The organism is Streptomyces sp. NBC_01433 (genome assembly GCF_026340105.1).
Classification (GTDB): domain Bacteria; phylum Actinomycetota; class Actinomycetes; order Streptomycetales; family Streptomycetaceae; genus Streptomyces.
In genome coordinates this window covers 589,045-603,038 of sequence record NZ_JAPEPM010000002.1, presented here as the reverse complement: position 1 = coordinate 603,038, position 13,994 = coordinate 589,045, and the positions used below count along the sequence as shown (strand labels likewise).

Annotated in this window: 4 protein-coding genes; all 4 read left to right on the top strand. The window is 69.7% G+C overall.

All coding sequences use genetic code 11. From position 1 onward, the window contains the following. Positions 1-28 precede the first annotated feature (28 nt). Genes OG413_RS30220 through OG413_RS30205 form a run of 4 tightly spaced genes read left to right on the top strand, consistent with a single transcriptional unit; the run spans position 29 to position 13,887 of the window. Complete coding sequence (locus OG413_RS30220) at positions 29-9,445, top strand: non-ribosomal peptide synthetase/type I polyketide synthase (protein WP_266811160.1); 9,417 nt, start codon at positions 29-31, stop codon at positions 9,443-9,445. After that, positions 9,435-11,120, top strand: coding sequence for an NAD(P)/FAD-dependent oxidoreductase (locus OG413_RS30215; RefSeq protein WP_266811158.1), 1,686 nt, complete (start codon positions 9,435-9,437; stop codon positions 11,118-11,120). The genes OG413_RS30220 and OG413_RS30215 overlap by 11 nt, the downstream gene beginning before the upstream one ends. Positions 11,121-11,170: 50 nt before the next feature. Then, positions 11,171-12,835 carry an NAD(P)/FAD-dependent oxidoreductase gene (locus OG413_RS30210; RefSeq protein WP_266813157.1) on the top strand — a complete coding sequence of 555 codons (1,665 nt, stop codon included), beginning with the start codon at positions 11,171-11,173 and terminating at the stop codon, positions 12,833-12,835. Beyond that, positions 12,832-13,887, top strand: coding sequence for an NADP-dependent oxidoreductase (locus OG413_RS30205; RefSeq protein WP_266811156.1), 1,056 nt, complete (start codon positions 12,832-12,834; stop codon positions 13,885-13,887). The genes OG413_RS30210 and OG413_RS30205 overlap by 4 nt, the downstream gene beginning before the upstream one ends. Positions 13,888-13,994 lie beyond the last annotated feature (107 nt).

Sequence of the window (13,994 nt, the reverse complement as noted above, 5' to 3'; positions counted from 1 at the left end):
AGTGTCACGACTTGAGGAGTGTGCGAACTTGGCTGACGCGATCAACGACGCTTTACGGGGCAAAGTCGCGATCATCGGCATGGGCTGCCGTATGCCCGGCGGAGCGTCGGACCATCGGGCGTTCTGGAAGAACCTGGTGGAGGGCAAGGACTGCATCACGCCCACACCGGCCGACCGGTACGACGTGACCACACTCGGCAGCGGACACAAGGACAAACCCGGACGCCTGACAGGTGGCCGGGGCGGATACATCGACGGCTTCGACGAATTCGATCCGGCCTTCTTCGGCATCAGCCCGCGCGAGGCCGACCACATGGACCCGCAGCAGCGCAAACTGCTGGAGGTGGCCTGGGAGACACTGGAGGACGGCGGCCAGCGGCCCGCCGGACTCGCCGGTAGCAACACGGCCGTCTTCGTCGGGGCGTTCACGCTGGACTACAAGATCCTGCAGTTCGCCGATCTGAGCTTCGAGACGCTGGCCGCGCACACCGCGACCGGCACCATGATGACGATGGTGTCGAACCGCATCTCGTACTGCTTCGACTTCCGCGGGCCCAGCCTCTCCATCGACACCGCGTGCAGCTCGTCCCTGGTGGCCGTGCACCTCGCGTGCCAGAGCCTGAACAAGGGCGAGACCGATCTCGCGCTCGCGGGCGGCGTACTGCTGCACATGGCACCGCAGTACACGATCGCGGAGACGAAGGGCGGCTTCCTCTCGCCGGACGGCCGCTCCCGTACGTTCGACGCGTCGGCCAACGGCTATGTACGGGCCGAGGGAGTCGGCCTGGTGGCGCTCAAGCGGCTCGGGGACGCGCTGGACGACGGGGATCCGATCCACGCCGTGATCCTCGGCAGCGGGGTCAACCAGGACGGCCACACCAACGGCATCACCGTGCCGAACGCACAGTCCCAGATCTCTCTCATCGAGCGCGTCTGCGCCGAGGCGGGCATCACCCCCGGCGGGCTGCAGTACATGGAGGCGCACGGCACCTCGACGCCGGTCGGCGACCCGATCGAGGCCAACGCCCTGGCCCGCGCCCTGGCCATCGGACGCGCCCCCGGAGCCGCGTGCTACGTCGGCTCGGTCAAGACCAACATCGGTCACACCGAGTCGGCCGCCGGTATCGCCGGACTGCTCAAGACCACCCTGTCCCTGAAACACCGGACGATCCCGCCCCACATCAACCTGGAGCGGATCAACCCCGCCATCGACATCGCCGCCGCGCCGTACGACATCCCCACCCGGCTGACCGAATGGCCCGATCACGAGGGGCCCGCACGGGCCGGTGTGAACTCGTTCGGCTTCGGCGGGACCAACGCCCATGTCGTCCTGGAGGAAGCACCTCCGCGACCGGCACCGGCCGCCCCGCCCGCCCACCGGGCGGAACGGGCCTGGAGCATCCTCCCGCTGACCGCACGTCACCCCGAGGCGCTGGCGGACGTGGCGGCGGGCATCCGGCGGGAGCTCGACGGGAGCAACGGCCCGGCCGTCGCGCCGGCCGACCTCGGCCACACGCTCGCGCACCGTCGCAGTCATCTTGAGTCACGGCTGTCCGTCGTCTACTCCTCGCGCGACTCCCTGGACGAGGCGCTGGCCGCGTACCTGCGCGACGAGCCGCACCCCCGCGTGCTCCAGGGGCGTCGGCTGGACGCCTCGGAACGACGCCTGGTCTGGGTCTTCACCGGCATGGGCCCCCAGTGGTGGGGCATGGGCCGGGGGCTGTTCGCGAGCGAACCGGTGTTCCGCGACGTGGTCACCGCCTGCGACCGGGAGATCCGCAGGATCGCCGGCTGGTCGCTGATCGACGAGATGATGACCGACGAGGACCACTCGCGCATGGGGGAGACCTGGCTGGCGCAGCCGGCCAACTTCGCCGTGCAGATCGCTCTCGCCGCCCTGTGGCGCGCCCACGGCGTGCGGCCGGACGCCGTCGTCGGGCACAGCACCGGGGAGATCGCCGCCTTCTACGAGGCGGGCGTCTACTCCCTGGAGGACGCGGTCCGCATCGCCGTGCACCGCAGCCGCCTGCAGCACACGCTCGACGGAACGGGCACGATGCTCGCCGTGAGCCTGCCCGAGGACGAGGCGGAGCGCCGCGTCCACCCCTACCGCGACCAGGTGTCCGTGGCCGCCGTCAACAGCCCCACCGCGGTGACCCTGGCGGGCGACGAGGCGGCGCTGACCCGGCTGGCGGACGAGCTGCGGGCCGAACAGGTCTTCACCAGGTTCCTGTCGGTACGCGTCCCGTACCACAGCCCCGGCATGGACCGCATCAAGGACGAACTGCTGGCCTCGCTGCGGGACCTCGCGCCACGTCCGGCGCGGGTGCCGGTGTATCTCACGGGCCAGGAAGGCGTCGCCGAAGGCGGCGAGCTGGACGCGGGGTACTGGTGGAAGAACGTCCGTGACCGGGTGCGGTTCCGCGCGGCGGTCGACCGGCTCGCCGACGACGGCCACAGCCTGTTCCTGGAGATCGGCCCGCACCCGGTGCTCGCCCACGCGATCCGCGAATGCCTGGACAGCGAGAACCGGCCCGGCACGGCGGTGCCGTCGCTGCGCCGCAAGGAGAATGAACCCGAGCGCTTCGCCGCCTCGCTGGCGACGCTGCACAACGTGGGCGTCGGCATCGCGTGGGACGTGCTCCAGCCCACCGGGGAGCCGGTCGCGCTGCCCCGCTACCCCTGGAAGCGCGACCGCCACTGGACGGAGCCCAAACCGGTCGCACAGGTCCGTCTCGGGCTTGTCGACCACCCGCTGCTGGGCCGCCGCACGGACCACGCCGAACCCGCCTGGCAGGTCCGGCTCAACACGGAGGCACTGCCGTACCTGGCCGACCACCGGATCCAGGACACCGTGGTCTTCCCCGCGGCGGGCTACCTGGAGATGGCGACGCAGGCCGTGCGGGCGCTGACCGGCGGCGACGCGGCCGTCCTGGCCGACATCGATCTCCGCAAGGCGCTCTTCCTGCCCGACGGCGAGGACCGGACGGTGCACCTGTCCCTGTCCCTGGAGAACGCGGCCTTCACCATCGCGTCCGTACCCGACCCGGACGCGGAGCGGACCGTACACGCGAGCGGCGTGGTCCGTGTCGGGCAGCGGCGCGCACCCGGCCCGGCACTCGACGCCGAGGCGATCAGGGCCCGCAGCCGACGCCGGCTCGACGGCCCGGAGTGCTACGCCGCACTCGCCGCCCTCGGCTATCACTACGGCCCGGCGTTCCAGGCCATCGAAGAGGTGTGGATCGGCTCCGGCGAAGTCCTCGCGCGCATCCGTCCCCCGGAGGCGATCGGTGACGACGCGGCCCACCACCACATCCACCCCGTACTGCTCGACGCCTGCTTCCAGTCCCTGCTGACGCCGCAGATCCTCACGGACCGCGAGCAGCCGCAGAGCACCGGCATCCGGCTCCCGCTGTCACTCGACGAGCTGAGCCTCGACCCGGTCGGCGACCAGCCGCTGTGGGCGCACGCCACCGTGTCCGGCGACGACGGGAACGAACTCGTCGGCGACATCACGCTGTACGCACAGGACGGCACCGCACTCGGCCGCATCCGCGGCTTCCGCGCGGCCGACGTGGAGAAGGCGTCGACGGCCGTCGCCCGGAGCACCATCGACTCCTGGCTGGCCGAGACCATCTGGATCGACCGGCCGTGGGACACGGTGGCCCCGCAGGACGGGGGAGAGCGGCAGGGGGACCGCGCCACCGGTGACGGGCACGACTGGCTGGTCCTCGCCGACACGGGCGGCGTCGGCGACGCGTTCGCCGCGCTGGTGACCGCACGCGGCGAACGATGCCGCACCGTACGTCCGGGACCCGCGTACGGGCGAGCCGGGAACGGGCGGGAATTCACCGTCGAACCCGGATCCGCCACCCACCTGGAACAGCTCTTCGCCGACCTGGAACAGGACGGCGCCCCCTTCCGCGGCACCGTCGTCCATCTGTGGAATCTCGATCTGCCCACCATCGCGGAATGCGGGCGCGACGGCCTGGCCCGGCACAGCGGCACCGGAACGTACTCGCTCATCGCCCTCGCCAAAACCCTCCTCGCCAGGGGACAGGGCGGCAGGCTGCACATCGTCACCCGCGGCGCGCAGCCCGTCTCACCCGGTGAGCCGGTCGAACCGCTGGGAGCGCCCGCCTGGGGCGTCGGCCGCGTGCTCCGCCACCAGGAACTGACCTCCCACCGGGGCAAACTGATCGACCTCGACCCCGCACGGACGCAGGACGACGCAGGGCGCCGGGCCGATGCCGACGCGCTGCTGCGCGAGCTCCTGACCGACGACGAGGAGGAGATCGGACTGCGCGGCGACCGCCGCGCGACCAGCCGCATCCGCACGGCCGAGGGGCTGACCCGCCCGTTGCCGCTGCGCCTGCGCGCCGACGGAAGCTACCTGGTCACCGGCGCCTTCGGCGCTCTCGGCAGACTGCTGTGCCGCACGCTCGTCAAGCGGGGCGCCCGCAGGCTCATCCTGATGGGCCGCACCAGGGTTCCAGCGCGCGAGGAGTGGCAGGCGACCGACCCCGCGGGCCCGCAGGGCCGGGCGGTGGCGCTCCTGAGGGAACTGGAGGCACTCGGCGCGCAGACGGTACTGGCGCCGGTCGACATCACCGACGAGCAGGCCCTGACCGGCTGGCTCGACGCACACCGGCGCGGTGACCCACCGCCGATCCGAGGGGTGTTCCATCTCGCCGGACAGGTCCGGGACACGCTGATCGCCGACATGGACCGGCCGACGTTCGACGCCGTCCACGACCCCAAGGTCGTCGGCTCGTACCTGCTGCACCACCACCTGCGCGACGAACCTCTCGAACACTTCGTCCTGTTCTCCTCGATCGCCTCGCTGCTGACGACCGCGGGCCAGACCAACTACGCGGCGGGCAACGCCTTCCTGGACGCACTGGCCCACCACCGCCGGGCCCACGGCCTGCCCGCCCTCAGTCTCGACTGGGGCCCCTGGGCCACCGGCATGATCGAGGAACTCGGCCTGGTCGACCACTACCTCAACAGCCGGGGGATGAGCTCGCTCGCACCGGATGTCGGCATGAGCGTGCTCGAACGCGTCATAGGCCAGGACCGTGCCCAGCTGCTCGTCGCCACGGTCGTCGACTGGCAGACCTTCCTCGCCTGGTACGCCGCCCCGCCCCCGCTCGTCGGCGAACTGGCGGCGGCCGCGCGGGAACCGGCCACCGGCGGGGGCGACGGATTCCTCGACGCCTTCCGTGACGCCGGAGAGGACGAACGCCGCGCGCTGGTCACCGCACGGTTCACCGGCCTGTGCGCCACCGTGCTGCGCACGGCGACCGAAGAGATCGACGTGGCGACCGGACTCGGCATGCTGGGCCTCGACTCCCTGCTGGCGATGGAGCTGCGCGCGAAGGTCCACGCCGAACTGGGGATCGCCCTGCCGGTGGTCGCCCTGCTGAGCGGCACCCCCGTCGGCGAACTGGCCGGGCAGCTGTACGACGGCCTGATCGAACGGGTGGCGACCGACGCCGCCCCCACCGGCGTGACGAGCGTCGAGGTGTTCACCGACGAACGGCGCTATCCCCTCACCCAGAACCAGAAGGCGCTCTGGTTCCTCAAGCAGCTCAACCCCGACGGCTACGCCTACAACATCGGCGGCGCGGTCGAAGTCCGCGTCGAACTCGACCCGGACCTGATGTTCGAGGCCGTACGCAGGCTCATCGCACGGCATCCCGCGCTGCGCACCAACTTCCTCCTGGAGGACGGCCGCCCCGTACAACAGGTGTCCACCGACGTCGACCCGGACGTCGCCCTCTTCGACGTCCAGGGCCAGGACTGGGAGACCATCCACCGGACGATCGTGGCCGAATACCGCAAACCGTACGACCTCGAACGTGATCCGCTGGTCCGCTTCCGCCTCTTCAGGCGGGAAACGAACCGCTGGATCATCATGAAGGCCGTCCACCACATCGTCTCCGACGCGATCTCGACGTTCACGTTCATCGAGGAACTGTTCGCCGTGTACGAGGCGTTGAAGAAGGGGCAGGAGCACGCGCTGCCGCCGGTGCGGACCCGCTACCTCGACTTCCTCAACAAGCAGAACGAATTCCTGGCCGGCCGGGAGGCCGGGGGAATGCTCGACTACTGGCGCTCCCACCTGCCCGCCGAGGTCCCGCTCCTGGACCTGCCGGTCGACAAGCCGCGCCCGGCCGTGCAGACGCACAACGGCGCCTCCGAGTTCTTCACGCTCGACTCCGAACTCAGCGTCCGCGTCCACGCGCTGGCCCGCGAGCACAACGTGACCCCGTTCATGGTCCTGCTGAGCGCCTACTACATCCTGCTCCACCGCTACTCGGGGCAGGACAACATCATCGTCGGCAGCCCGGTGACCGGCCGCACCGAGCAGGACTTCGCCCCCGTGTACGGGTACTTCGTCAACCCTCTCCCGCTGCACGCGGATCTCTCCGGCGCCCCCACGGTCGGAGATCTGCTGGACCAGGTCCGCACCGCCGTGCTGAACGGGCTGGACAACCAGGAGTACCCCTTCGTCCTGCTGGTCGAGGAGCTGGGCCTCCAGCACGACCCCAGCCGCTCCGCGGTGTTCCAGGCGATGTTCATCCTGCTCACCCACAAGGTGGCCACCGAGAAGTACGGGTATCGCCTGGAGTACATCGAACTGCCCGAGGAGGAAGGCCAGTTCGATATCACGCTGTCGGCCTACGAGGACGAGGCGGAGGGGCGGTTCCACTGCGTCTTCAAGTACAACACCGACCTGTTCCTGCCGCAGACCATGCGACGGATGGCCGCGCACTACATCAATCTGCTCGACAGCATGACCCGGGCGCCGTCCGTCCGGCCCACGCCGCAGCTGACGATGCTCGGCGCCAAGGAACGTGAACAGCTGGTCGGCGAGTGGAGCGGAGCCGCCCGGCTCGCCCTGCCCCAGGGCCGTACGGACCAGGAACCCGGACCCGTCCGACCGGTGCACATGATGATCAGCGACGTCGCCGCCGCGCATCCCGGCGCGACGGCCGTCTCGGTGCCCTCCCCACGGGGCGCCGCGACCCGGCTGACGTACGCACAACTCGACCGCCGCGCCACGGCCAGGGCCCGCCGGCTGCGCGAACTGGGAGTCACGGCGGGCTCGGTGGTCGCCCTCTGCCTGGACAAGTCGCCGGAACTGATCGTCACCCTGCTCGCCGTCCTCAAGGCCGGCGGCGCCTATCTGCCGATCCAGCCCGACCAGCCCGCCGAGCGCGTCGCCCACATCCTGCGTACCGCCGACGCCGGACTCGTCGTCATCGCCGACGACGGCCGCCGGGAATGGGCGGCAGGTCTGCCGGCCACGACGGTGACCCTGGAGGAGCTGCGCGCGACCGAGACGGACGGGCCCGCCCTGCCGGGGACGAACGACCTGGACGCCCCCGCCTACATCATCAACACCTCGGGCTCCACCGGCCGCCCCAAGGCCGTACAGGTCAGCCATCGCAGCCTCGCCTCGGCGTACGACGCATGGCGCGAGGAGTACCGGCTGGAGCAGGACGTGCGCGTCCACCTCCAGATGGCCGGGCCGTCCTTCGACGTGTTCACCGGCGACCTGGTGCGAGCCCTGTGCTCCGGCGGCAGCCTGGTGCTGGCCGACCGCGACCTCATCCTCGACACACCGCGCCTCTACCGCACGATGCGGTCCGAGCGCGTCGACTGCGCCGAGTTCGTCCCGGCCATCGTGCGCGGACTGATGGATCACTGCTCCCGCGAAGGGAAGCGGCTGGACTTCATGCGGCTCCTGGTGGTCGGCTCGGACGCGTGGAAAGTCGCCGAGTACCGGCGACTGGGCGATCTGTGCGGGCCCGGCACCCGACTGATCAACTCCTACGGCCTCACCGAGGCGACCATCGACAGCGCCTGCTTCGAAGGACCCGTCGACGATCTGGAACCCGGCCTGATGGTCCCGATCGGCCGGCCCCTGGCCAACAGCACGCTCCATGTCCTGGACGAACACGGCGAACCGGTCCCGCCCGGAGTCCCCGGCGAACTGTGGATCGGCGGCGAAGGCATCGCCATCGGGTACGCCGGTGATCCGGAGCAGACCGCCCGCCGCTTCGTGACCCGCACCCTCAGCCACGAGCCGGACGCCACTCCCGTACGCCTCTACCGGACCGGCGACATCGCGCGCTGGGACGTGCACGGTCGCGTGCATCTGCTCGGAAGGATGGACAATCAGGTCAAACTGCGCGGCCACCGCATCGAGATCGGAGAGATCGAGGCGCATCTGGCAAGCATGCCCGGCCTCGCCCGAGCGGTCGTCGCCGTCCGCCCCGACAGCCGGGGGGACGACACGCTGTGCGCCTACTGCGTCGCGGAGCCCGGCGTGGTGCTTGAGCGGCGTACCCTGCGCCGCCATCTCGCCACGGCCCTGCCGACGTACATGATCCCGTCCAGCTTCACCGAACTGACCGACCTCCCGCTCACCCCCCACGGCAAGGTCGACATAGCCGCGCTGCCCGTGCCACGGGCCGGGGAGCGGGAGCGGCCCCACGAAGCGCCGGTCACCCTCTACGAGACGAGCATGGCCCGGCAGTGGGAATCGCTGCTCGGCCTCGAACAGGCCGGCCTGGAGGACGACTTCTTCGAATCGGGCGGCAGCTCGATCAAGCTGATCGAACTGCTCCACCACCTGCGGACGGAGTTCGGCATCAGCATCCCCGTGAGCCGGCTCTACCAGGCCACGACACTGCACGGGATGGCCGCGACCGTGGAGGAACTCATCCACAGCACGACGGCCGAGGAACTTCCCTGCCTGACCTTCAACACCCAGGCCGGACCGACCGTCTTCTGCTTCCCTCCGGCCGGCGGCCACGGCCTCGTCTACCGGGGCCTCTCGGCAGAGCTCCCGCAGTACCGGATCATCGCCTTCAACTACGTACCGGGCGACGACAAGGTGGCACGCTACGCGGATCTCATCGAGTCCGCCCAGCCCGAAGGCCCCTGCCTCCTGCTCGGCTACTCCCTCGGCGGCAACCTCGCGTTCGAGGTCGCCAAGGAGATGGAACGCCGAGGACGCCAGGTCGACCATGTCGTCGTGCTGGACTCGCGCCGCATTCTGCAGAGTTATGTCCCGGGCGACGAGGGGATCAAGACCTTCGAGGCGGAGCTGGGCAGGCATCTGCACAAGCACACCGGATCGGAGATCGTCGCCCGAGTCACGCTCGAACACGCCGCCGAGTACCTCGCCTTCTGCGGCCGCAACCCCAACACCGGGACGGTCGCGGCATCGGTCAGCATCGTGACGGACGAGGACAAGACCGAGCTCTACGCGGAAGGCGCCCGGGGCACCTGGCACGGCAGCTCCACCACCGGCACGACCGTGCTCCGCGGCTCCGGAACCCACGCCGACATGCTCGACGCCAAACACCTCACCCGCAACGCCGACCTGGTACGCGCCATCCTGACGGGGGGCGCGGACCATGCCGGATGACCACGAGCCCGACTGGGGCACCCGACAGCGGGCCGCCGGGAGCAAGCCCCGCGTCATCGTCATCGGCGCGGGTGTCGCCGGACTGTCCACCGGCTGCTACGCGCAGATGAGCGGAGTGCGGACCCGTATCTTCGAGAAACACGTACTGCCCGGTGGCTGCTGCACGGCCTGGGCGCGCGACGGCTACATCTTCGACTACTGCATCGAATGGCTGATCGGTACGGCCGACGGCAACGACGCGAACCGGGTATGGCGTGAACTGGGCGCGCTCGACGGCAAGACGATCACCAACTTCGAGCTGTTCAACAAGGTCGTCGACGAGAGCGGACGCTCGGTGACGTTCTACAACGACCCGGCCCGGCTGGAACGCCATCTGACCGGGGTCTCACCCGCCGACGCACGGCTGATCCGCTCCTTCTGCCGTGATCTGCGGCGATTCACCGACATCGAGCTGTACCCGTTCCTGACCGCACCGGCCCTGCGGACCGTACGGGAGAAGGCCGCGACGCTGCGCACCGTGCTGCCGGCGTTCCGGCTCTTCTGGCGCACCGCCGCCACCCCGATGCACACGTTCGCCGACCGCTTCGAGGACCCGCTGCTGCGCAGAGCGTTCCGGAACATCTTCTTCCAGGATCCGGAGGGCTTCCCGCTGCTGCCGTACCTGTTCAACATGGCCAGCGCGTACCACCACAACGCGGGCTTCCCGCAGGGCGGTTCCCTCGGGCTCGCGCGGTCGATCGAGGAACGCTACACCGGGCTCGGCGGCACGATCACCTACCGGGCCCGGACCGAACGGGTACTGGTCGAGGACGGCCGGGCCATCGGCATCCAACTCCGCAACGGCAGAAAGTACTACGCCGACCATGTCGTGTCGGCCTGCGACGGCCACACCACGATCTACGGGCTGCTGGGCGGGCAGTACACCGGACCCCGGATCGACAAGCTCTACAACGACCTGCTGAACCGCCCGGGGACCCTGTTCCCCGCGGTGGTCTCCGCCTTCGTCGGCATCCGGGGCGACTACGCCCCCGACGACGACGCCCACAGCACCACGTACCTGCTCTCCGACGCCGACGCCGCCGAACTGCCCGGCGCACTCCAGAACAGCCTGGTCGTCCAGTTGCGCTCCCGCTACTCGGAGGGCTTCGCGCCCGAGGGGAAGTCGGTGGTCCACTGCACCTACTTCAGCGACTTCGCCTACTGGAAGGCGCTGCGAGCCAGTGACCGCAAGGCGTACTGGGCGCAGAAACGCAAGGTCGCCGACTTCGTGCGGCGCTTCCTGGAGCGCCTGCGACCGGGCACGGCCGAGCGCATCGAACTGGTCGACGTGGCATCACCGGCGACGACCAAGCGGTACACGGGCAATCACAACGGCTCGATCCTGGCCTGGAAGGCGTTCTCCGACGCCGACGACGTGGCCGCCGACCTGGTCGGCAAGGACCGCATGCGGCTGCCCGGACTGAGCGGCTTCTCCATGGCCGGGCAGTGGGTCGGCATGGGCGGCCTGATCCGCGCCGCGTCCACCGGCCGCTTCGCCACCCAATACCTGTGCGAAGAGCTGGGCGTCGAGTTCGCGGCCTGGGAGAGCGAGGGCAAGGAGCCCTGGCACCCCGGCAAGCTCGGACAACTGCCCCAGCTCGACCGGCGCTCCCCCCAGGAGGACGTCGCCCCGTGAACACTGAGGAGAGCGAGCCCATGGCGCGTTCGGCGCGCGGCAGAAAGACGATGATCATCATCGGCGCGGGGCTGGGTGGGCTCTCCACCGGGTGCTACGCGCAGCTGAACGGCTACCGGACCCAGATCCTGGAGATGCACGAGATCCCCGGCGGCTGCTGCACCGCCTGGGAGCGGGGGGACTTCACGCTGGACGCCTGCGTCAGCTGGCTGCTCGGCAGCGGCCCCGGCAACGAGATGCACCAGATCTGGCTGGAACTCGGCGCGTTGCAGGGCAAGGAGATACGCCACTTCGACGTGTTCAACATCGTGCGCGGACAGGACGGCCGGGCGGTGTACTTCTACTCGGACCCGGACCGGCTGCAGGCCCATCTGACCGAGCTGTCGCCCGCCGACGCGAAACAGATCAAGGAGTTCTGCAAACAGCTCCGGGCGTTTCGCAAGTGTCTGGCCGTCTACCCCTTCCTCAAGCCGGTCGGACTCATGGGACGGACCGAACGCTGGCGCATGCTGGCCTCGTTCATCCCGTACTTCAACTCCATCCGCAAGGCGATCAGCGTGCTGATGTCCGACTACTCGGCGACATTCAAGGACCCGCTGCTGCGCCAGGCTTTCAACTTCGTCCTGTACGAGAAACACCCGGCGTTTCCCGTCCTGCCCACCCATTTCCAGCTCGCCTCGCACGCCAATCTGTCCGCGGGTGTGCCCGAGGGCGGCTCGCTCGGACTTTCGGAGTCGATCGAGCGGCGCTACCGGCGCCTCGGCGGCGAGGTGACGTACAACGCCAAGGTCGAGGAGGTGCTCGTCGAGCGGGACAGCGCGGTCGGTGTCCGCCTCAGCGACGGGCGCGAGATCCGGGCCGACATCGTGGTGTCCGCCTGCGACGGGCACACCACCATGATGAAGTTCCTGGGCGGCCGCTATCTCAACGACGCCTACCGCCGCCTCTACACCGAGACCATTCACGAACCGGGCATGGTGTTCCCCGGCTACTTCACCCTCTTCCTCGGCCTCAAGCGCACCTTCCCCGAAGCCGACCCGTGCACGACCTATCTGCTGGACGACGCCCAGGCGGCCGAGCTGACCGGCATCCGTCATCCGAGCATCAACGTCCAGTTCCGCAGCAGCCACTACCCGGAACTCTCCCCCGAGGAGACGACCGTCATCTACGCCACGTACTTCAGCGACATCGCCCCCTGGCGCGAACTGGACGAAGGGCCGGAACAGATCAGCCGCGCCCGCGGTGGCCAGGAACTCCACACGCTGCCCGTGCGCCACGGACGCGGCTACTACGCCGCGAAACGCCGGGCACGCGTGGCGCTCGTGAAATTCCTGGAGGAGCGCTACCCCGGCATCGAGGACGCCATCGCCGTACGCGACGTGTCGAGCCCGCTCACCCAGGTCCGCTACACGGGCAACCACGACGGGACCGTCCTCGGCTGGCAGCCGTTCGTGGAGAGCGGGGAGACGCTGGAGGAACTGGTCAAGAAACACGGCCCCGGACTGCCGGGGCTGAGCAACTTCTACCAGTCCGGTGTCTGGGCCACGACCGGCGGGCTGATCCGGGCCGCTGCGGCCGGCCGGCACGTCGTGCAGTTCATCTGCCGTGACGACGGCAGGACGTTCACCGCCTCCATCGACCGGACAGGGCCGCCACCGACCCATCTCGTCATTCCGGTCGGAAAGCACGCAGGCATGGAAAGGGAAGCGAAATGAAGATCAAGAAGTGGGTGGTCCGTGAGCACGTCAAGGGTGTTCCCGACGTCGACCGGGTCTACGAGAAGGTCGTCGAGGACATCGACGTGGACCTCGCCCCCGACGAGATGCTGCTCAGGACGCTGTACGTCTCGGTGGACCCCTACCTCCAGGGCATCGCCCTGGACACCCCGCTCGGCGGACACATGGGGGCCGACTCGATCATGGAGGTGCTGGACGCCGGACCCCTGGCCGCGCACCGGCCCGGCGACCTGGTGCAGGGGTTCGGGGGCTGGCGCTCCCATGTGATCGGCACGGGCGCCGCCACGCTCTGGCAGACCGGCACATTCCCGATGGTCTTCCCCGCTTACCGACGCCTCGACCCCGGCTGGTACGACGACGCCCTTCCACTGACGACGGCGCTGAGCGCGATGGGCGGCCCCGGCATGACGGCCTGGGGCACGCTGACCAAATTCATGACGATCCGCCCCGGTGACACCCTCGTGATCAGCGGCGCCTCCGGCTCCGTGGGCACACTGGTCGGCCAACTGGCCCGGCAGGCCGGAGCACGCGTGATCGGTACGACATCGAGCCCGCGGAAGGCCGAGCACCTCACCGGCCTCGGCTTCGACGAGGTCGTCGACTACCGGCACGGGGACAGCGCCGACAGCATCCGTGACGCGCTCGCGCAGGCGGCCCCGGACGGTATCGACCGCTACTTCGACAATCTGGGGGGCGCCGTGACCGACGCGGTGTTCTCCATGCTGAACATCAACAGCCAGGTCGCCGTCTGCTGGCAGTGGGCGACCCAGGTGGGCCGGGACGCCGTGGGCCCCCGGCTCCTGCCGTACATCATGTTCCCGCGCACGACGGTACGCGGGATCTTCTCCCTGGAATGGTTCACCGACGAGAACTGGCGGACACTCCACACCGAACTCGGCGGCCAGATCCGCCGGGGGGAGGTCGTCTTCGACCACACCCTCCACAGCGGCTTCGACAACATCCCGGCCGCCTACGGGAGTCTGTATCACGACCGGGCGGCGAACCTGGGAAAGGTCCTGGTCGAGCTGTGACCCGTAAGGGCTGTCCCACGATTCCCGGCGGGCGCGCGACGACGACCACGGCGCCTCGCCGCGCTGTCGGAGCACCCGAATACATTCAGTACGCGGACGTCCCTCCG

Excerpts from the sequence above, each read along its gene's own strand:
- OG413_RS30215 (WP_266811158.1), top strand. The coding sequence starts at position 9,435 with ATGCCGGATGACCACGAGCCCGACTGGGGCACCCGACAGCGGGCCGCC.
- OG413_RS30205 (WP_266811156.1), top strand. The coding sequence starts at position 12,832 with ATGAAGATCAAGAAGTGGGTGGTCCGTGAGCACGTCAAGGGTGTTCCC.
- OG413_RS30210 (WP_266813157.1), top strand. The coding sequence starts at position 11,171 with ATGATCATCATCGGCGCGGGGCTGGGTGGGCTCTCCACCGGGTGCTAC.